This is a genomic window from Pedobacter metabolipauper, from assembly GCF_004362715.1.
Classification (GTDB): Bacteria; Bacteroidota; Bacteroidia; order Sphingobacteriales; family Sphingobacteriaceae; genus Pedobacter; species Pedobacter metabolipauper.
The window spans coordinates 1,011,593-1,033,825 of the sequence record NZ_SNYC01000003.1 but is presented as its reverse complement, the minus strand read 5'-3'; the positions used below and the strand labels follow the sequence as shown (position 1 = coordinate 1,033,825).

At 38.5% G+C, this 22,233-nt stretch carries 17 protein-coding genes; 8 read left to right on the top strand and 9 right to left on the bottom strand.

What is annotated here, in order from left to right; all coding sequences use genetic code 11:
• Positions 1-86 precede the first annotated feature (86 nt).
• The 4 genes from ATK78_RS04395 (at position 87) to ATK78_RS04380 (ending at position 8,624) form a co-directional block, all read left to right on the top strand.
• Entirely contained in the window at positions 87-1,934 is a 1,848-nt protein-coding gene (locus ATK78_RS04395; protein ID WP_133574824.1) for a 7TM diverse intracellular signaling domain-containing protein, read from the top strand.
• Positions 1,935-2,194: 260 nt separating this feature from the next.
• The gene (locus ATK78_RS04390; RefSeq protein WP_133574823.1) at positions 2,195-5,431 is read left to right on the top strand and encodes a SusC/RagA family TonB-linked outer membrane protein; all 3,237 of its coding nucleotides are present in this window, start codon (positions 2,195-2,197) and stop codon (positions 5,429-5,431) included.
• Positions 5,432-5,465: 34 nt separating this feature from the next.
• Complete coding sequence (locus tag ATK78_RS04385; protein ID WP_133574822.1) at positions 5,466-7,340, top strand: RagB/SusD family nutrient uptake outer membrane protein; 1,875 nt, start codon at positions 5,466-5,468, stop codon at positions 7,338-7,340.
• 51 nt (positions 7,341-7,391) lie between these two features.
• A complete protein-coding gene (locus ATK78_RS04380) occupies positions 7,392-8,624 on the top strand; it encodes a glycoside hydrolase family 88 protein (RefSeq protein ID WP_133574821.1) in 1,233 nt (410 codons plus the stop codon).
• A 41-nt stretch (positions 8,625-8,665) separates the two neighbouring features.
• On the opposite strand, the gene ATK78_RS04375 is transcribed toward ATK78_RS04380, so the two are convergent.
• Entirely contained in the window at positions 8,666-9,031 is a 366-nt protein-coding gene (locus ATK78_RS04375; protein ID WP_133574820.1) for a response regulator transcription factor, read from the bottom strand.
• Positions 9,032-9,305: 274 nt separating this feature from the next.
• On the opposite strand from ATK78_RS04375, the gene ATK78_RS04370 reads away from it, so the two are divergent.
• Positions 9,306-9,563, top strand: a complete 258-nt coding sequence (locus ATK78_RS04370; protein ID WP_133574819.1) for a hypothetical protein — start codon at positions 9,306-9,308, stop codon at positions 9,561-9,563.
• A 15-nt stretch (positions 9,564-9,578) separates the two neighbouring features.
• Here the strand turns inward: ATK78_RS04370 and ATK78_RS04365 are convergent, their stop codons facing one another.
• A complete protein-coding gene (locus ATK78_RS04365) occupies positions 9,579-10,802 on the bottom strand; it encodes a 7TM diverse intracellular signaling domain-containing protein (protein ID WP_133574818.1) in 1,224 nt (407 codons plus the stop codon).
• 429 nt (positions 10,803-11,231) lie between these two features.
• On the opposite strand from ATK78_RS04365, the gene ATK78_RS04360 reads away from it, so the two are divergent.
• A complete protein-coding gene (locus ATK78_RS04360; protein WP_133574817.1) occupies positions 11,232-11,717 on the top strand; it encodes a nuclear transport factor 2-like protein in 486 nt (161 codons plus the stop codon).
• Positions 11,718-11,728: 11 nt separating this feature from the next.
• Here the strand turns inward: ATK78_RS04360 and ATK78_RS04355 are convergent, their stop codons facing one another.
• Positions 11,729-12,793, bottom strand: coding sequence for a fatty acid desaturase family protein (locus ATK78_RS04355; RefSeq protein WP_166664820.1), 1,065 nt, complete (start codon positions 12,791-12,793; stop codon positions 11,729-11,731).
• On the bottom strand, positions 12,783-13,880 hold the full coding sequence (locus ATK78_RS04350) for a fatty acid desaturase family protein (protein WP_133574815.1): 1,098 nt from the start codon (positions 13,878-13,880) through the stop codon (positions 12,783-12,785). The genes ATK78_RS04355 and ATK78_RS04350 overlap by 11 nt, the downstream gene beginning before the upstream one ends.
• A 345-nt stretch (positions 13,881-14,225) precedes the next feature.
• On the opposite strand from ATK78_RS04350, the gene ATK78_RS04345 reads away from it, so the two are divergent.
• On the top strand, positions 14,226-15,098 hold the full coding sequence (locus ATK78_RS04345) for a class I SAM-dependent methyltransferase (RefSeq protein ID WP_166664819.1): 873 nt from the start codon (positions 14,226-14,228) through the stop codon (positions 15,096-15,098).
• A 181-nt stretch (positions 15,099-15,279) separates the two neighbouring features.
• A complete protein-coding gene (locus tag ATK78_RS04340; RefSeq protein ID WP_133574813.1) occupies positions 15,280-16,002 on the top strand; it encodes a hypothetical protein in 723 nt (240 codons plus the stop codon).
• A gap of 28 nt (positions 16,003-16,030) precedes the next feature.
• Here the strand turns inward: ATK78_RS04340 and ATK78_RS04335 are convergent, their stop codons facing one another.
• The 5 genes from ATK78_RS04335 to ATK78_RS04315 form a co-directional block, all read right to left on the bottom strand.
• Positions 16,031-16,786, bottom strand: a complete 756-nt coding sequence (locus ATK78_RS04335; protein WP_133574812.1) for a hypothetical protein — start codon at positions 16,784-16,786, stop codon at positions 16,031-16,033.
• 80 nt (positions 16,787-16,866) lie between these two features.
• Positions 16,867-18,207, bottom strand: a complete 1,341-nt coding sequence (locus ATK78_RS04330; protein ID WP_133574811.1) for an HlyD family secretion protein — start codon at positions 18,205-18,207, stop codon at positions 16,867-16,869.
• A gap of 27 nt (positions 18,208-18,234) precedes the next feature.
• Positions 18,235-20,436, bottom strand: coding sequence for a peptidase domain-containing ABC transporter (locus ATK78_RS04325; protein WP_133574810.1), 2,202 nt, complete (start codon positions 20,434-20,436; stop codon positions 18,235-18,237).
• A gap of 35 nt (positions 20,437-20,471) precedes the next feature.
• Positions 20,472-21,896 carry a TlpA family protein disulfide reductase gene (locus ATK78_RS04320; protein ID WP_133574809.1) on the bottom strand — a complete coding sequence of 475 codons (1,425 nt, stop codon included), beginning with the start codon at positions 21,894-21,896 and terminating at the stop codon, positions 20,472-20,474.
• Positions 21,897-21,943: 47 nt separating this feature from the next.
• Positions 21,944-22,174 (bottom strand): hypothetical protein, encoded by a 231-nt coding sequence (locus ATK78_RS04315; RefSeq protein ID WP_133574808.1) that lies wholly within the window; start codon positions 22,172-22,174, stop codon positions 21,944-21,946.
• Positions 22,175-22,233 lie beyond the last annotated feature (59 nt).

Below are 22,233 nucleotides of genomic sequence, written 5' to 3'. Positions count from 1 at the left end.
TTATACAGCCAAATATTTATAACCCATATTACTAAAGTAATGTGCAGGCATCCGGATTCGGATTCTTGATTTTGAACGACTTATCAATGATTAATCTGCTTAAAGTACTGTTAATACCCTTTTTATTATTGAATATCTTTATTCAGAAGAGCAGTGCCCAACAGCCCGTTATCATTAATGACCAGGTTGAACATCACATCTTTTCTTATGGGGAGATTGAATACCTGGAAGACAAAAACAATGCCCTCACAATTGCCGATGTCCTATTGCCAGATCTTTCTTCTAAATTCCAGATCAATAAAAAATACACCCCTAAAAATTACAACCCGAATTCTTCCTACTGGTACCGGCTGAAAATAAAACACAAAAGGGCATCTGCAAAGAACTGGATCCTGGAGTTTTACGATCAATCTATTTACGACATCCATCTTTACGTACCAGACATCTCCGGTGGTTATACTGCCCACTATTTTGGAACAAAATATTCATTTAATCAACGGGAATATGCCCATAAGAATTTTACTTATGCGCTGGGTAATCCATCCAATGATGAACTCATCTATTACGTCAAACTAAAATCATCCCAATCTGTAGGTGTTATCATTGCCTTAAGAGAGATCCACTGGTTTATTAAATACGGATTAACGGAATACCTCATTTTTGGAATGTTCTATGGTATGGTCATCGTTTTTGGGCTATACAATCTTTTAATGTTCTTTGCCATCCGTCAAAAGCAGTATCTATATTATGTGCTATATAATTTAAGCATTGGCTTATATGAAATGGCAAATGATGGCATTGCCTTTCAATACCTCTGGCCGGATCATCCCTGGTGGAACAATTACGGATTTGGCTTTGCACTGTATCTAAGCAGTGTTTTCGGCCTGCTGTTTACCCTTAACTTTCTGTACGTAAAGGCCAAAGCACCAAAATTGTATCAACTAATTTGGGCAGTAATCGGAGTAAGAACGCTATTTTTTATCGCATGTCTTTTTGATAAACAGCTGTTCAGCTATAAGCTTATCGAAATTATCCCGCTGCTTGTGGCTTATGGAACTGGTATTTATATCCTTAAGGCCAAATACAAGCCTGCCCGTTTTTTTGTGATTGGATATAGCTTTTTAGTGCTTGGCTTTATCATAAAGATCCTGTTGCTGCTTAGATGGCTGCCATACAGTCCAATTACCTATTATAGCCTGAGCATTTGTTTTGTAATAGAGATGGTGCTGGTTTCGTTTGCCATTGGAGAAAGCATCCGTACGTTGAGAAAGAAGAAAGACAGGGCACAGCGGAAGATTATTAATCAGCTGCAGATCAATGAAAAGCTGAAAGACAGTCTTAACAAAGAATTGAATCAACTGGTAGATGCACGTACGAAAGAGGTGATGGATAAAGCAGCCATTATTGAAGAGCAGAATGCAGAGATCTCTATGATGAATGCCATGCTTGAAAAAGACAATCAGGAACTGCATCTGAATATTGAGAAGGTAACAAGGGCCAGGGTCATGTCTAACGAGGTAGACTTTACAGAATTCAGTAAGATTTATCCAGATAGGGAAACGTGTTTCAAATACCTGTCTGAGTTAAAATGGGCAAATGGGTACAGCTGCAGAAAATGTAACAATCATCAGTACCTTGCCGGGTATCTGCCTTATAGCAGACGCTGTACCAAATGTGGTTATGATGAGTCTGTGATTGCCTATACTATATTTCAGAATAGCAGGATCCCAATTAATAAAGGGTTTTATATGCTCTTTTTAGTATATTCTACTAAAGGCAAGATCTCTTCTCATAAACTTTCCGAACTGCTGCTAATTCGCCAGAGTACGTGTTGGGCGTACAATAGTAAAATGCAAAAGATTCTTTCAGATAAGAAAAAGAGTTTAAAAGATACAGGCGCCGATGGCTGGAGTAAGCTCGTTCTTGAAAACTAGCTTCATTTCCATAATGATCACAATCCCGTGATCATTTTTTTTAATATTTTTTTAATGTTTTTTAACCGTATCAGTTAGAAAATGGCAAGCTGCGTAATGGTTTAGTAATCAGCAACAACCTGCATTTTGTCATTGTGGTTATAACGTATTAAAATAATTATATCTGTTTGTTTATCAGTTATTTATGGGTTTTATTTACTTGTTTATATCCTATTAATCGAATAGTTTTATCCCATTATTTAAATTCTAACCAAATAGAAATGAAAAAAAGAATTACTCTGCTAATTGTTTTTTTACTTACATCTTCCCTGGCATCTGTTGCCCGGCAAGGTTCTCTGAAACATGCTCAAGAACGTTCTCAAGAACGTTTTCAAGGGCGTATTCAAGGGCGTTATCTGAAACATTCTCAAGAGCGCTTTCAAGAACGTTCTCAAGAACGTTCTCAAGAGCGTTTAGAGCAACGTATTCAGGAGTCTTCACAAGTACGTTCTCAGGATCGACCTGTAAAAGGTGTAGTAAAAGACAAAGATGGAATACCGTTACCAGGGGTATCCATCACACTTAAAAATTCAAAGAACGGTGTATCGACCGGACAAAATGGGGATTATGTGATCTCAGTACCCGGAAATGGTGTATTAATCTTTTCTGCAGTAGGTTTTACTACGCAGGAGGTCCCGGTAAACAACCGGATCCAGATCGATGTTACCTTGGTTGATGACATCAAAGGACTCTCTGAAGTAGTGGTTATCGGATATGGAACCGCTCAAAAAAAGGACGTAACGGGATCTATATCGAGTGTTAAAGCAACACAGCTGGAAAATGAAAATCCTCAAAGTGTCTCGGACATCCTAAGAGGCAACATAGCTGGTTTGAGCGTGAGCCTGAATACGAGCGCTAAAGGTGGCGGAGATTTGCTGGTACGCGGGAAGACAACTCTTAGCGCCGGTACATCACCATTGATCGTACTGGACGGTGTAATTTATAACGGGCAGCTTTCTGACATCAATCCCAATGACATCGAATCTGTAGATGTATTAAAAGATGCGAGTTCACTAGCCGTTTTTGGAGCTAAGGCAGCAACAGGGGTGGTCGCCATAACTACAAAAAAAGGAAGAAGCGATAAGCCTGCCATAACTTTCAATACTAATTTTGGTTTCGCTTCACTGGCACAGGATATGCGCCCTTATGATCCGCAGGGGTTTTTAAACTGGCGTGCAGATGTAATGCGCAGCGGAGGCTCAACCGCACCTTATTTGTACAATGATCCCAGAAATCTGCCGGAAGGAGTAACGATCACCCAATGGTTAAACAACCAAAATGGCGATCCTGTGGATCTGTGGTTAAACAGGCTCGGACTTACTGCAAATGAAAAGGCGAATTACCTGGCAGGTAAAACCGTGAACTGGTATGATGAGATCTTTAGAAAGGGAATTCGACAGGACCATACCTTAAGCATGGGCGGTAAAAAAGATGAATTGACGTATTACATGTCAATCGGTTATCAGGATAATGAAAACCTCATTAAAGGGGGTAAGTTCAGCACGTTCCGTTCCAGGATTAACCTGGAGGGACAAGCGGCAAAATTCCTCACCGTAGGCTTAAATCTTCAATATGCAGACCGGAATGAAGGTGCAATTGAAGCCGACTGGGCACAGCTGATCAATTTATCCCCCTATGGGGATATGTATAACGCCGATGGTACGCTAAGACGGATCCCGACGGATGACAATGGGTTAAATGCTAGAAATCCATTTCTAAACATGACCTATAACGATAGGTTTGACCGGCAAAATACATTGTTTGCAAGTTTGTTTGCCCGTACACAACTTCCTTTTGGTATTACCTACCAGCTCAATTTTAGTCCGGGTATAGATATGTACCGTACGTTTAACCACAGTTCTTCAAAAAATCCAAATGTAACCACACCGGGTGGTTCAGTAACCAGGGCCAATGAGGTACGCTATAACTGGCAGGTGGATAACTTATTGAAATGGAATAAGACGTTTAACGGGATACACAACCTGGATGTGACCCTATTGGCCAACGCAGAAAAATACCAAACCTGGTGGACACAAGCAGGAAACGAAGGTTTTATTCCCGGTGATGTTTTAGGATATCACAATGTAGCCAGCGGAATAAAACCAACGGTGAACAGCGAAGATAAGGTTTATACAGGCGATGCACTGATGGCCAGACTAGGATATAGCTTTATGCAGCGGTACAACCTTACGCTTTCTGTGCGCAGGGATGGATATTCTGTATTTGGAATTAATTCGAAAAGAGCCAACTTTCCGGCAGCAGCAATAGCCTGGACATTTACAGAAGAATCATTTCTCAAACCAGTTACCTGGTTAAATTATGGTAAACTTCGTTTTTCATACGGTATTAACGGCAACAGGGACTTGCGTAATCCGGATAATGGAACAGTAGATCCATATGCAGCACTTACACAACTAACCGTAGGCAAGTACCAGACGGTTAATGGAAGTGGTGCAGCATCTGAAGTAAACACCGTAGTGATTGGCACCAGGATGGGAAATCCGGATTTGCGGTGGGAGCAAACTGCATCCTTCAATATGGGATTGGATTTCAGTATTTTAAACAGTACAATCAGCGGCTCTGTTGATGTATATAATAAGAAGACCACAGATCTGCTGGTTAGACCAACTATACCCAATGTAAGCGGATATTTAAACGTATACTCCAATCTTGCACGGGTAGATAACAGGGGACTGGAACTTAATCTGAACAGCCGCAATATTCAGCAAGGTAACATCACCTGGAATACCAGCCTAAATTTCTTTCTCAATAGAAATAAGATCGTAAAACTCGCTACACCTGCAGATGATCCGGGTAATGGCTGGTTTATTGGAAGAGATATCGATGTAATTTGGGAATATAAGGTGCTTGGTGTATGGCAGGAAAATGAAACGGAAGAAGCAAATAAGTTTAATAAGGGTATTAAACCTGGAGATTTTAAACTGGAAGATGTAGATGGAAATTACGTTTATAATGATAGTGATAAACAATTTCTGGGCTATACCAACCCAAGGTTTACCTGGGCACTAAGAAATGAATTCAATATCTATAAAAGCTTCGACTTTTCATTTCAGCTGCTTTCAAACTGGGGACAATATAAAAGATTTGATCAGGCAAAAAACCAGCCGGGCAGTGTTGGTTTTGCCCGTCAGACTTCTTACGTTATCCCATACTGGACTGCAGAAAACCCAATCAATGATTATGCAAGGCTCAATTCTGGCTTAAGCGGAACAAGTTTCGGTACCTATCGAAAAAATTCTTTCATCCGGTTAAATACCGTTGCCCTTGCTTATACGCTTCCGGCAAGCTGGATCAGTAAGATTAATATCAAAGGGGCTAAGCTATACATGAATGTTAACAATGCTGCAGTATATGCGCCAGACTGGAATTATTGGGATCCGCAGAATGATGGGCCAACACCAAAATATTATACCCTCGGTCTGAATGTTTCCTTATAAACACACAGGCCTTTATCAACTTAAATATATTCCAATGAATAATATATCTAAAAAACTTGCCATATGCATTTTATCAGCCTTGCTGATTGCTGCAGGCGGATGTAAAAAAGAATTTCTGGACTCTGATCAGCTCTCGCAATACTCACCAGAGTCCCTGAATAATGTGGAGGCATTAAGGGGAGGACTTAATGCCCTTGGTGCTAATGTAAGGCAGGAGTTTTTTGGTGATGCTGCCCCCATGCTCACAGAGTCTATCTTTTCTGATGTTGCAGTAGAAGGAACAACCGATAAGAGCACGCCAGCTCAGGATCTGATCACACGCATCACACCAGATGCCAATCTAAACAGTGATGATTTTAATAAGATCGGATGGTACTGGGAACAAGAATTCAGAGGGGTGAGGTTCGCCAATACCGTTATCTCTAACATAGACCGGCCAACATATACTTCTGATGCAGAAAAGAATGTGATACTGGGCTCTGCGTATTTTTACCGGGCATATCATTACTACAGGCTGGTACACCAGTTTGGTGACGTACCTCTTTTACTGAAAGATCTTGATGGTCCGAGGGATGATTTTTACTCTACAAAACGTGAAGTTATCTTAACCAAAATGAAATCAGATCTTGAATTTGCAGAAAGTGTACTTAACGACAATGTGAACCGCGGACAGGTTACTAAAGGAGCAGTGAGTCACCTGCTCACTAAAGTTAATCTTGCCCTTGGTAAATTTGACGACGCCATCACTTCTGCCAATAATGTGCTCAATACGGGTAAATATGGATTAATGACTACCCGTTTTGGTAGTACAGCAAGCGATGCCACTAAAAATGTAGTATGGGACCTGCATAGAATGGATAATAAATCTATTCCTAATAACAAAGAATCCATATTCCTGGTTATTGACAGGGAAGCACTTCAGGGATTTACAGCAAATGGTTCGCAGCTAATGCGCAATACCGTTCCTGCATGGCATTTTGCAAATGTAAAAACACCATCTGGTGCAACTGCCATAACGGATGCAGCTACGGCTGAAATTCCACTTACCAGGATGTACGGACGCGGAATAGGACGGTACCGCGGTACACCCTACAGCACTAAATACATTTGGACAGACAATACCGATTACCGCCATGCCAAAGGAATGTGGATGGATATGACCGATCTGGTATACAACAACCCGGCATTAAAGACCTCATCCAACGCAGCAGATAAAGCGTTATATGGCAAACCGCTGGTAGACTATAACAGCAGCAATGTGGCGGCGAGGTTTCAGAATGGTGCTTTAGACACGATCCGCCATTGGTTTGGCTGGCCGCATTACAAAGTATTCATCAATTCTACCAATGCCCTTGCCACCGATCCATACTGGACCCCGCCGCGCGGTACCAATACAGACTGGTATATTTTTAGGGCAGCAGAAACGTATCTGCTTCGTGCAGAAGCGCAGTACTGGAAAGGTAATCTGGGGCTGGCGATGGATGATATTAACGTGGTACGGGCAAGGGCCAATGCTGCGCTGCTAACTGATGCAAATGCCATAACCATCGGAACCATCTTAGATGAACGTGCCAGGGAACTGTATTGGGAAGAACCACGGAAAACTGAGCTTACCCGGATGGCTTATATTTTTGCACTTACCGGCAAGCAGGCCTACAATGGAAAAACATATACCATGGCTGCTTTCTCAGACGCCAACTTTTTCTATGACCGCATTATGGAGAAGAATGATTTCTATAAAAATGAAGTGCCCACACTTCAGGGTGTGAAATATCGGATCTCTCCATATCATGTACTTTGGCCGGTGCCAATCAGTGCCCAGCGATTCAACACACAAGGCCACATCAATCAGAACAAAGGATATAGCGGCTATGAAACAAATGTTCCTGCACTCGATAAAATTCCATAAATTAAAGCCTGCGTAAGTCTCCTGGCTTATGCAGGCCAAATATGTAAAATTATGATAAAGAAATTGATAGCTGGTATGCTGATGATGATAAACTTCAGTGTTGTACAGGCACAAAAAGTAAATGTGAAAAAAGCATTCAGCGATGCAGCAAAGCAAATGGAAGTGCTGGTTAAAGAAATAGGATCAGATACATTGGCCATGCAGAAGAACCTGGTTTCTCCAAGAACAGTTGAAAATGGGAAGTTTAAGATGGTAAATTCCAGAGACTGGACCAGTGGCTTCTTTCCTGCTGAGCTGTGGTACCTGTACGCCTATACCAAAGATGAAAAGTGGCTGAAACTCGCGAGAACATACACCGAAAAAATTAAGAAAGAACAATTCAACACAGGAACCCACGACCTGGGTTTTATGATCTATTGCCCATTTGGAAATGGGTATCGTTTAACTGGTGATACGGCATATCGGTCTGTGATTATTCAGGCTGCAAAATCTCTTTCAAAGCGGTTTAATCCTGTTGCGGGGGTAATAAAATCATGGGACCATAATAACGATAAGTGGCAATACCCGGTAATTATTGATAATATGATGAATCTGGAACTTTTATTCGAGGCCACAAAATTAAGCGGCGACAGTTCTTTTTATAAAATTGCAGTTACCCATGCCAATACCACCATGAAGAACCATTTTAGGCCTGATTTCAGTAGCTGGCATGTGCTTGACTATGATACAAAACTGGTTGAGAACGTTGAGAAAGCCGGCAGCAATCAGCAGAACGTTGAGAAAGCTGATCGCGGCAAGGTACTTCAAAAGGTAACGGCCCAGGGTTATAGCGATGCTTCTTCGTGGGCCAGGGGACAGGCCTGGGCTCTTTATGGCTTTACCATGTGTTATCGCGAAACAAAAGATCCCGCCTACCTGGCTCAGGCCAAAGGTATTGCCCGGTATATACTCACTCATCCATCCATTCCTAAAGATGGAATTCCATATTGGGATTATAATGATCCTAAAATACCCAATGTATCCCGTGATGCTTCTGCGGCAGCAATAACGGCTTCGGCACTTTACGAGTTGAATAAATATGATGTGAAAGCAGGATATCGAAGTGCTGCTGATAAGATATTGAATAGCCTCAACACAAGTTATACCAGTAAACCAGGAGAAAATCATGGGTTTATACTGGAACACAGTACAGGCCACAGACCCGCAAATTCAGAAGTAGATGTACCTATAAATTATGCAGATTATTATTACCTGGAAGCTTTGCTAAGAAGTAGCGGTAAGTAACTTATTTTTGGTTGATGAATTCCAGTGCGGTGTACTTGCTATTAGGCAACTTCCAGGAAGTCGTTAACCCTTTTTAGAATTTGAAACAGATCAAAAGGTTTTGGAATAAAGTCATCGGCGCAGGAAGCCTGCCTTATTAGTTCAGCAGGGAAATTTGCCGACATCATGATTACGGGCTTTTTCATACATTCTGGTATGTTTTTGATATTTTCACACACCACAAGTCCATCACCATCAGGAAGCATCACATCCACCATAAATAGGTCGGGGACTTTTGTAGAAAGTGCATCATAAAATTCAGAAACCGTTTCAAAAAGATATACATCAAAACCCTCATCACTTAAAAAATATTGTAATATATAACCAATATCCTTATTATCCTCTACAATATAAATGCTCTTTTTCATAAGTGATATTTCCCCGCTTCTCGAGTTGTATTAAGCAAAGCCAATGCCAAGATGTGCTGGAATACGCTTATAAACTTTTTAAGATCAATTAATTATAGGTGCATTAATTGGTGTTAAATGAACCTGACTAAAGAAATTATAAAACTTTTATGAAGACTAAATGTTGGTATCGAAAAAGAGCAATAATAAGATAGGTTTGAGAAATGGAACTTATTGTAAAGAAGTTTAAATTTCAATAAAATAATCAAATACATTACCAGTAATTTTAAATCAGATGAGCAAAATTGAAGAACCCTGGGAACCATTTAATATTGAGTTGTCTATTGAGGGTAAACCAGAAAGGCTATTGGTTATTCCAGACCGTGAAGAACCGAAATATGAACTGTTTGACCAACATACTTCTATCGGTACTGTGTGGACAGAAACAGGTAAACAAGGTCGATTCTGGTGTGGAGAAGGACTGATTGTTAAAGAACTATTGGATCTTATCGGCGAACAGATCGATACCTATACTGAGAATAAACCAATCTAAAGCTTCTAAGTCCAACTAATGTTCATGCAGCCGCCCTAAAGCCTGGGTCCGGTTGGTAATTTCCATTTTCTCAAATATATTCCGGGTATGAAATTTAATGGTGCTTGTGGATAAGAAGATCTTATCTGCAATCTGGTTATTGGTTAAACCATCTGTAATTCCATGCAGCACTTCAATTTCCCGGTCGCTAAGCTTATATTTCAGCTGTACTTTTCTAAAAAGATCATTTATTGTCTCAGTGGCTTCAGTTTGAAGTTGAAATACACGGCGCATGTATTGATCTATTTCCAAACGATAGTGCAGGTTTTCTTCCCTTAAGGTTTTTATCCGAAAAATAATGGCAATGGTTAATACCAGCATTTCTATTATACTTCCTGTTTTAATCTGTCCGGAATATACATCCAGGTAAAAAATGCCAAACTTCCTTAAAATAAAATAATCTATCGCAAAAATGAGAAAAGCGCCATATCCGATAACAAAAAACCGGGAATAAATATTCACTTTAAACTGAAGTAACCCTGCTACCCAGTAAAAACATAATACTATAAAAGTTACCAGTTCTCCGGTTAAAAAAAGAAAATAGTTATTAAAGATGATGCTCAATGTAAACGAAATCAGTATAAGGGTTAAGATACCGGCAACAATCCAGATCTTCTTGTGCAGATATGTTGTTGTTAAAAAAGTGTGCGCAAATAGAGAACCACTGATGGCCATGCCTAGATGTAAGGGGATGTCTGCATGATTCAACATCCATGGACCCGGAGTTATAAAAGTTAGAAGTCCATCGGCGTATGCAATAGACAATACAATAAATAATTGAAATGCGCAGTAATAGATAAAGCTCTTGTCTCTCAGATAAATGAATAAGCATAAGTTTAGGAAAAAGAACATCAGGCTAATCCCGTAATATAGGCCCAGTAAGAAGAAAACTTTAATGATCATTTTATCTACAGCTGCCAAAGTATTGATCTGAACTGTAAAAGAGACATCTTTTTTAAAGGTCGTTTTTATATAGTACTCTTTTAAATTTCCAGACAACCTGAATTCAGGAAAGCCAGACCGGCTATCGTCATGACTAAAACTATTCCCTTTTACCGCCAGTAGTACAAGAGAATCAGCTTGTTTTTTATATAATTCTACCGTATCTAAATGTTCATTTTCTATCAGTAGGATACAGTCTTCTGTTGATGATTTATCAGGCATGCTGATCTTAAAAAGATAAGGTCCATTGTTGTCCATAACAGGCAATTGATGAGGATTGGACAGTGGCTGGAAATTCAGAAGATTAACCTTTTTTAGATCGATATTTCTGTTGGAATGGTGGTAAGTTATGGAATATGATTTATTAGCATGGCAAGAAATGGTTATTAAAAGAAATAAAATGGAGAGTAGCGTTGATTTAGGTAATAAAGTCACATTGACGTAGTTAAGTTAATCGAAAATATAAAATTTATACTTGAAAAGGAAATATCTCATGATAAGATATAAGGATGAATAATGATTGATTAAATATCACTCGAAAAATGGTTCAAATATTTAAAACTACCCATAAGTATAGGCATAATTCAATTTGTCAGAGATATTTTTGTGTAACTAATTACCAATTGGCCCTGCATACCTATTGAACCAAATAATACAATAATAGAATCAAACTTAAACTTAAAAACAATGAAAAAACTAATCTTTATCAGCCTGATGGTTTGTTCTTTTGCTGCCAGTGCACAAACAGCCATTGAGAAAAATGGAACCATTTACAAAAAACATCCTTACATCACCATTGTGGAATCATTAGAAAGAATGATGGCCAAAATGGATACCATAGGTATGGTTAAGTATTATGCCGATACTGCGTATGCTTTTGGCACCGGTGCACCAGAGACTAAGGGAATTGCCAGTATAAAAGCTGGTTGGCGATATATTGCTAATGAATGGGAAATTGTATCTATAACGCCAAATGGTTATCCGGACGCCTTGGAATATACCAATGATCCATTTACTGTGCAATCCTGGTGGGTGGTTAAAGTCGTTAATAAAAAAACAAAAAAACAAGCTACATTTTTTGAGGTTATTTTTCATTCATTTAATAAAGATGGAAAGATATCTTCTGAGATGAGCTTCCATGACAGTACCCCGCTTCTGGAAGCTATGAAGTAACTTAAGCGCGATTAGATCTGATCACCTAACCCCATCTTTTTTAATAACCTTAAATGAGAAACGATACCGCCCCAATAGGTGGTTTGGTTGGGTATAATGTGATATTCTTTTAGTGTGGCGTACAAGATCAAATTTAGCCTGGGGTAGTGAATGTGGTTGTAATTTGGAAAAAGGTGGTGTGCAATGTGATTATTAAATCCGCCAAGTATAAAATTTGCAGCCTCACTAAAGGGATGCATATCATTGGCACTTTTAATTTGATTCATTAACCATGAGGTATTAATGATACCGTCTTGATCTGTTGTCGGATAAGCAGTAGATTCTACATGGTGTGTCATAAAGAAAGTGAACAGCAGGAACAATGACAAGCTCAAATGCATAAGCAAAAAACCCGTAATTACCAGATACCAGGGCTGTAATGTGTAGAGCAGGGGTAGGATCAATATAAAAATGAGGTAGCTTAATTTTTGAATCCAAAACGAAAGATGGTATTTAAGCCCTTTTTTCTTGCTGTAATCATCTTTTGAGAATAAGATAACGGTGTCTTTAATAAAGATCCAAAATAAGGAATAGCTGGTATAGGCCAATGGTGCATAAATATGCTGGTATTTATGAAACCAGAAATATTCACTATTGGGAATTACCCGGATGAGCTTTGTGATCTTAAGGTCTGAATCATAATCTGCTACATTAGGTGCATAATGGTGTGAATTTACATGTCTTAGTTTCCAGGCTTCTGCATGTGCTCCAAGCATTGAATATATGATGGTATAGCATATATTGTTTAGTTTTTTACTTTTAAAGATCGTGTTGTGAGAAAGGTCGTGAGCAAAATTAAATGCAAAAAGTAAAGAGGTAAAACCAAATAGAATAAAGAATAAAATAAATAAAGCAGGATTTGAGGTTATATAAAGCAATGTATAAATAAAAGCAGTACTTAAGAAGTAAACTGCAAACTTTAAAGAAAGCTTTAAAGCGGTACTTTTTTGATCAATAACAATTCCATCCTGTACACGTTTGTGTATGGTTTTCAGCAATTCGCTATCTTCAGCAATATGTAAATGTTTATCCTTCAAACGCAGCAGGGATTAACTCATGTTCTTTGCCCATTACTTTTAAAAATCTAAAATGCGAAGCAAGCGATGCGGCATAACTCATTTCCATATAGGTCATGTTATGTTTCTTCGCCAGTTTCCTAAATATGGGTAATATATCCAGGTAATGAATATGACAAACGTTAGGAAGCAGGTGATGCAGGGCATGCGCATTAAAGCCACCTAATGTCCAGTTCAGGAATTTGCTGGATGCGTTGTAATCTATGGAAGTAGACATCTGTAGTTTTGGCCAGCTCATGTTCAGTTTATTGTCTGCATCGGGAACAGGATGAACCACAAAGTCTGATAAGTGTGCAACGCCAAGCACACCAACAAATAAGATAGAGATCAAAAAATGGTTGATCAGAAATGCGAGTAATATCGTTGTCCAGCCGAATGGAAGCAGGTATAATGGTAAAACAATCATGTAACCAATATAGATCAGCTTATAACAGATCAGTTTTATAGCTTCATTTATAGGTATTTCCACTTTAATGGTTCTGCTGGACACTTTAAAGAGCATCAGGGTTTCTCTGAACAAAAACCAGTTTAAAGAATACAGCAGGTATAATACCGGTGCATAGAGATATTGGTAGCGATGAAACCACTTTAACTCTTGTGTTGAAGTCATCCTGAATGCCGGGTTATTGAGAACATCAATGTCACTCCCTTCTACATTGGTATATAAATGATGTGATTCATTGTGATTCTTACCCCATATATACGCATTGTTTCCCTGCAGATTGAAACTCAGAGAGAACAGCAGCTTATTCCAGAATTTACTCTTTACCGCAACACCATGTGCTGCATCATGAGAAATATTAAACGCAGTTAACAGGATTGACAGCCCCATTAAAAGATAAAATGTAAAGAACAATGCAGGAGATGAACTGTTGATCATCAGCAAATAAAACAACAGATCTAAGCTGAAGTAAAGGAAGATCTTAAATTTCATTTTCGTATTCCCGGTTCTCGATCGGCCTGCTTTTGAAAAATATACCTCTAAACTTTCATTAAGGTCCTTATAGAATTCAGAACCTTCATCCCTGGAGAACTTTAGCTTTTTCATCGGGTAATTATTAGTTTAAGATCGACATATAACGTAATCATTTATTCTTATTGCTTAATCATAAGCAAGATAGAGTTTTCCGAATAAGAATCTTTATGTTGTTTACTATTAATTACTTTTATTTGGTGTTATTGGTTTTTTAATTAACTTTAGGTTTTTAGCCTCCAGATATGCTACCTTGTTTATCCCTCTTCCAGTGTTCTCCAGTATGCCTGTACACTGGGAAAAGGCCAAATATGCAATATAGCCCTCTTCAATAAAAATGAACCACCAAATATAATGAGCCGTACCGGAAATTGTAGAATATGTAAATCCCCAATTGATAAAGAACATAGTTTTAGAGAGATGATGTTTGGTTTAAGAGATGAATTCCGTTATCAGGAATGCTCATCTTGCGGCTGTTTGCAAATAGCAGATATTCCCAAAAATATTACCAAATACTATCCTCCTTATTATTATTCTTTTACCCACATTATACCTCCATTAAAAATACTTCCTTTCTTTAAGCGGTTATTTAAGGGCTTCCGGTTAAAGAAAAAATACAAACAGGATAAATACGCCTTAAAAAACCTGAAGCCGATCCATACAGGAATAAATGACAGAATTCTGGACGTTGGTTGTGGAAAGGGGCAGCTTATCTGTGAGTTATTTAACCTTGGATTTGAAAATGTAGAGGGGGTAGATAAATTTCTTCCTTCAGAAATCGATTATGGTTACGGAGTAAAGGTGATGAAGAAAGACCTGAGTGAATTGCAGCAAGATGCTTACGATATAATTCTAATGAATCATGTATTGGAACACATGGATCAACAGAAGGAAGAACTCGTGCAATGCCGTGCATTGTTAAAGGAAGACGGATGTTTAATCGTTCGGATTCCTGTAATAGGGGACGCCTGGGATCGTTATCAGGGAAACTGGGTTCAGTTAGATGCGCCCAGGCATTTCTTTCTGCATACGGTAAAGAGTATGAATATTTTGGCGGAAGATTCAGGATTCGAAATTAAAAAGACAATCTTCGATTCAACCGGCTTTCAATTTTGGGGAAGTGAACTTTATCGTCGCGATATTCCTTTATTCGTTGACGATGAGCATCACGGTATGTATCCGGTTAATAAGGTGTTTAGCTCTTCTGAATTACAGGATTTTGAAAAAGAAGCAGAGCAGCTTAATTTAAAAGGTAGGGGAGATTCTGCTGCTTTTTATTTGTACAAGAAATAGGTAGTTCATTACATTTTCTTCTTAATAGACCCTGTGCTTTAATGATCACACTGGTTAGTTAAAACTTTTTCAGGATTATACAGTTGTTATAACAACGCCTGGACAATCAATTCCATGTAAGCTATTTTAACTTATGAGAATTTTCAATACGCTGCTTATCTTTTCTATCGTCTTAATAATTATGAGTTGTAAGCCCCGTACGGTTTATGATAAGATCCTGAATTTAGAAACGGTGAACATGGATTTTGATGTTTCTGACTTTTATGGCGACAAAGTAGCACGGACAGAAAATACCATTTCAAAAGATCCAAAAGACTTGGGTAAAGAAGAAACTTTAAAATTGCTGGACGAGAATTTCTTTGGAAAAGATACATTGTATAATATTTATGATGATCCTGACACAGTGATTGGCGCAAAGAGATACAATGAAAAAAGACAGGTATTGAGTACTTTCGGATATAATTATATAACTGTCAGCTGGAATAAAGAAGATAGTCTGGCCGTTTTGAACGGTATCTATTTTCAGAAATTAGATATGATGGAGTCTAAAAAAGGCGAATTTTTAGCAATGCAAGCTACCAATGAAACCACCAGTGAAAATAAGAACCAGATCAATTTAACCAATTATTTCAATAAGAAATATGGAAAGGCGAAACATTCATTTGAAAGTAATCCGGAAAAAGAACAGATCCTGAATTGGGAAAATGCGAAGGAACTGATCATTTTGAGAATAAAGGTTGATACCATGCAAAGCGTATTATCTACATCTGCTGATGGAAAGCAGGAAATTGAAAAGACTCCTGAATACTCAATTGACTATTTTAAATTTAATAAGACACATTTAAACAGCATTAGAAAGATCAGAGATGGCGACTGGAGCATTGCGCATAAAAATGAATTTTAGCATAGGGCATGTTTCTGGGAACTTCTGGTTACTGTTCCGTTATCGTCAGTTTCTTAAATATGAAATCTGATCCATCTGCTACTGTAGTGGCCTTAACATAAATGGTATGGTTATCTTTCCAATACACTTCTTTAAAATACCAACTGAAGGGTTTTGAAGCAATTACCCCAATTCCATTTTTTGTAACCGCAAAAAGTTCAACATCTTGTGTAGGCGGGTTAATATGGTCGTAAGTCTCATAAGGATTAAATTGACTTGCAAAAATCTTTTGATGATCTGGCGATAAGTAAGGAAATCCATTTACAGTATCCTTTTTTCCGCTTTCCATATCTATAAGCACGAAAAAGTTATCTTCATACAGATGTACTTCAATTACATATTTATGAATGGGCTTAACTTGTCCAATATATTTGTGGGTCTCTATATTTTCATCATGGGGAACGCCAGTATTGTCTGTTAAAACAACTTGTCCATTTTTTACCGGCAGGACTATCTTTCCGTCTTTCGCAGCATACGTTAAGGAATCATAAGTAATAAAATCGTGATAAGAAGATTTTGATGCCTCATAAACTGTCTTGGTAATTTCTCCTTCCAGGATCACGAAACTTTTTTCTTTCTTAATCTCTGGAGAACTACTTCTTTTTTCCGTTGAGTCTGATGATATAGGTAGAGTAGTATCAGCAGTGGTAGATCTGGTGTTTCCCTGGCAGGATAGAAGGGTAGCAACAATCAATATATTGATCTTGTTTAATATTTTAGCGCAGGTAGGGGATATCATGTTCATAATTATATACTGCAATGTAAATAAAAAATACTTTCTACATTATCATAATTAAGACCATATTTTCTAATACACCCGAACTGTTAATTACTATTCATCATTTTGGTCATATTTCTCATAAAGCGCTGCAACAGCGAACTCTCCCTGGTTATGATCTCGGCATCGCCCATCATACCGGGTTTTAGAACGATTGCATGAAATGGATCTTTCTGTTCAAAATTCTTAAAATCGATCTTTGCAATGAAAACACTGTCCTTCAATGCCGCAGCGGTTATGAAACTGACTTTTCCATTGATCATTCCATATTCTTCAAAAGGGTAGCTCCTTAGTTTAATCAGTACGCTTTGTCCGAGGTTCACTTTCCCCATATTATACTGGGGGATCTGAACCTCGCCAAAGAAATCAGTATTGCCAGGGTTTACGATAAATAATTCCTGGTTTGTTGTTACATTTTGGTTTTCCTGTAAGATGCCTGCGTAACCTACCGTACCATCAAGTGGAGAGGTAACAACATACTTCATTAGCCAGATATCTGCTTCATTAATCATACTGTTTAGTGCCTGCATGAATTTGGCTTGCTGTTCTTTGATGGTGTTTTCCAGTGTAATAATCTCTTTTTGCTTTGCCATATAACTGCTATTGTTATTTAACAGGGCGGTTGCTGTTTGCTGGAGCGGGTATTTGCTTGACAGGTACTTATTTTCCTGCAGCTTAAATTCACTGTTGGATATTACATTTTTAGACTTCAGTTTCGTGTATGAATCATATTCTTCCTGTGCATTGGCATATTCCTGCTGCTGGATTTTCTTTTGCTGATTAATCTGGTCCTGTAGCTTCTTAATCTCTTCCAGATCTTTTTGCAGATAGGCTTTTTGAGTTACATAGAGTCCACCATTTTGAGTATTAATATACTGAAGGTATTCCTGATAAAAGGATTGATAACTACCCTGAAGTTCACCAAAGTTTAATCCGGTAAATTCCAAATCATTAAGGTTGATTGATTTAGCGTTTCCAAACTGATTACGCAGTGTTTTCAACTTTTCTGCCAACCTGATCACATCATTGGCATTGGCTGTGCTCTCTATAAATGCCAACGCTTGCCTGGCAGTTACGTGCTGGTTTTCTTTTACTAACAGTTTGATCAATTTACCCGATTGATGCGCAATAACACCTTTTGGTGCGTTTAGCGAATTTACTTTTAACGTTGTTCTAACGATATCCGGATAACGGATAAAGGCCGACATCAGGATTATAGAAATCAGAACCAGCAAAATTAAGGTAATTCCGCGGCGCAGGATCCAGGAAGGAACTGCCGTGATGATTTCGTTCATTTCATCACTATTCTGGTATATAACTTCGGGTGGCTTTGCAGCAGGAGGTGCTGCACTTGGTGCAGCGGGTGGGGCTATCGGTGGCAGGTTCATATTCTTTGTATAATGGTTAAAACATAGCTAATTTCCCAGCTCCAGCTGGTTCTTTACCAATTGATAATATTCTCCTTTACTTTTTGTCAGTTCTGCGTGAGTGCCCTGCTCAATGATTATTCCTTTATCCAGAACGACAATGTTGTCTGCATTCTTAACGGTGCTTAGGCGATGTGCGACTACTACAACGGTTCTGCCCTTAAAGAACTCTTCCAGGTTTTGCATAATTACGCTTTCATTATTTGCATCTAACGCATTGGTGGCTTCGTCAAAAAAAATGTATTCAGGATTTTTATAAACTGCTCTTGCAATCAGGATCCGTTGTTTTTGGCCTTGACTAATGCCATTGCCTTCTGCACCGATCTTTGTATAAAGACCAAGCGGAAGGTTTTCTATCAGGTCTGTAATATTCGCTACTTTAATGGCGTGCTGTAATTTCTCCATATCAGGATACTCATCAGCTACGGCAATGTTTTTAGCAATATTGTCAGAAAAAATAAAGCCATCCTGCATCACGGTACCGCATTGGCCACGCCAGTACCGGTAACCGACCTGGTCCAGGTTTGTAGCGCCTACCTTAAGCTCTCCTTTTTCAGGCACGTAAAAACGTAATAAAAGCTTTAAGATCGTAGTCTTTCCACTACCGCTCATGCCTACAATTGCTGTCGTTTTTCCCTCGGGGATGGTCAGGTTTATGCCTTTCAGAACAGGTTCATTTCCCGCCCCCGGGTAGGTAAAGTTTAAATTGCTGATGCTAATTGTCTTGCTTTGCGGCAGTTCATTTAAGTATACCTGCTGAACCGATTCTTCGTCACTTATTTGATGTATTTCATTTAGTCTTTCCAAACTGATCTTGGCATCCTGCAGCGATTGGATAAAACCGAGCAGCTGTTCAATCGGACTGTTCATTTGTCCGATAATGTATTGAATGGCCATCATGCCGCCCAATGTTAATTGTCCGTCAATTACAGCTTTAGCTACTAAAAAAGTAATGATAATGTTCTTACCCTCGTTAATGAAAAACGCTCCCGACTGCTGAACCTGGCCTAGTGACAAGCTTTTTATACTGAACTTAAACAAACCTGCCTGCAGGCTTTCCCATTCCCAGCGTTTTTGTTGTTCGCAGTTATTTAGCTTAATTTCCTGCATTCCGCTAATAAGCTGTACAATGCTGCTCTGATTCTTCGAAGAAATATCGAAACGCTTAAAGTCGAGATCCCTGCGTTTCTTTAAAAAGGCAATTACCCAGAGGGAATACAATGCACTGCTGACAAGAAAAATAATAAATATATTAAGATTATAATAAGCAAGGACAGCTGTAAATACAACGAGGTTAAACATAGAGAAGATTACATTTAACGTAGAGCCCGTTAAAAAGGTCTCTATGCGCTTTTGATCATTCATCCTTTGCATAATGTCGCCCGTCATTTTGGTATCAAAAAAACTCATTGGCAGCTTCATCAGTTTGATCAGGAAATCTGTCAGAATGGAAATGTTTATGCGGGTGCTTATGTGCAACAAGATCCATGATCTGATAAAGTCTACACTCATTCTACCTATAAAGAGCATGGTTTGCGCAATTAGGATTATATAGATAAAATTGAGGTTACGTGTATTGATTCCGATATCAACGATGGATTGAGTAAGGAAAGGAACAATCAGCTGCAATAAGCTACCTACACCTAAACCAATAAGCAATTGAATAACCAGCTGTTTATAACGGTATAGATATCTCAATAAGAAGCTAAAATTCAGCCCCTCTTTTTTATCGCCTTCCTGCGCATATAACTCGGGTGTAGGGGAGAGCATGAGCACAATACCCTGACTGTGCCCATTGTTATGTACACTTAACCAATGCATCAGAAATTCTTTCTCGGTATAGGTGATCAAGCCTTTTGCCGGATCAGCAATATACCAAAGCCTTTCTTTTGCAGATTTAGAAGGAGCTTTATAAACAACCACAAAGTGTTTTTGGTCCCAATGGAGGATGGCTGGCAACTCGGTTTCGGCCAGTTGATTTAAAGTAAGGCGGGTACCTATAGTTCTAAAGCCTATTTTTTCTGCAGCCTCACTAATTCCCAATAGAGAAACACCTTCGCGGTTAATGCCCGAAATATTTCGGAGTCGCTGTGCGCTAAAGTTTTTACCATAATATTTGGCTACCATACGCAGGCAGGTAGGGCCACAGTCCATTCGGTCTGGTTGCTTGTAAAATTGGAATTTTTTCAAGTTATAGCTGCTAGGGTATATTTAAAAATCGGGTTTCAAATTTTTGGTAGATTGGTAATTCCAATTGGCCTTCCAGGTTTTCCTGGTGATAAAAGCATCAATAGCTTCTCCTCAAAAGTTTTATCAGATGGCTTTACAAACTGGTCATTTAGTAACATCCCGTTTTCATTAAAGACCATGAACTTAGGAATCGCTTCAATCTGATATAGTCTGCTCAATGGTTTATTCGATTTTTCAATTACCCGGAACTGGTTCTTCCCGGTAATTTTAGATTTAAGCATCGCATTCTTCCAGTCTTTGCCTTTGGCATCAAGATCCAGGCTAAGGGATACAAAGACAATGTTCTTATTGGCAAGCCTGGTCTTTGCTTTTTCCAGGTAAGGAAATTCATAAATACAGGGAACACACCAGCTTGCCCAAAAGTCAACGAAGATAAACTTGCCTTTGTTCTTCTTAAATACATCAGCAAGCGTTAAAGCATTACCATCAGTAGTAATTAGTTTAATAGTGGTTTTGTCGAAAGATTTTTGAACCGGAATTATCCTGGCTGCATAGTTCTGGGACCGAAAACCAGCATCATTGAGGTTATTGTCAAACAGAGCATAGCTGTCCAGATATAATTTAGAGGTTTTTTCAGGAAAGCTATTGAGTGCCTGGTAAACAATCCCTGTTTTGTATCTTTTTTCAGTATTTATTTTTATTATTTCTTCCACAAAAGACTTCAGATTAAAATTCGGGCTATTTTTAATCTTTCGATAATTCCCGATGCTGTACATTGCAGCATTCAAAAAAGTGGAATTGAGGTTGGTCTTTTGTGAAAGAACTTGTTTGAGCGCTTTAAATAAGGTGTCCAGATACGGATCCTGAGGACTGTATTTTAACCTGGAAAGTTTCAGATAATAGAAATTACGGGCCGCCTCTTTCCATAAACTGGCTATTGAATCGGTTAGTTTTCTATTTAATAGCAGGGCATCAATCTTTTTTAAGTTTTTAGTCAATTCCTCTTTATGGAATTGAACCCTTCCGGGCGTTGTTGTACCAGTGTTTTTTGCAGCAAACATGGAGTCGTTTAATGCTAAAAAATCACTAATAAAAAGCAAGTTGTTATTACCGAGGTTCTTTAATACGAACCCCTGCAATCCTATATGGATCTGATCACCTCTTTTTGCGTAGAAAATGGTAAAAAAGCTTTCATTTGTTGATCCATTAATAATACTATATCTAAATTCCAGGATATGGTTTGAAGTGATCGTTTGTGTAATTGTGCTGTCTTTTTTAGATTGATTATTGAAGATCAGCCTTTGGTTCACTAAATAATCATCGTAATAGGTCAATATCAGCGCTTCGTTTGATTTTAAGTGCGCGCTAATGGTAATAGCATCAGGCTTCGGATAAAAACGGTGCAGCGCTTTTGCTGAAAAATTTAATAACAGAATGAAACAGAGGGAATATATTCTCATTTTATTGAATTTAAACCCACCCTATAAAAGGGTGGGTTAAGGTTAATTTATTGTCCGATTCCATCTGACAGGCAATCGTATCTGCAGCTTGACACACCATAGCTTGATCCGGTAATCCATGCAACACAAAGGTCGTTTGCACCTGAACTTCCACCACCAATGTAGTAATTGTCACTTCCTACTGATCCGTTATCATACGTTACAGACATGTAGCAGATATCACCACCACCGGTTACATTTTTCATCTCAGCTTTGCTGAGTTGGTTTACATTTTTCATAATTTGAATTTTAGATTTGTTTTGAAGATTTTGTAATCCAGTCACGCCTGGTTTACTTA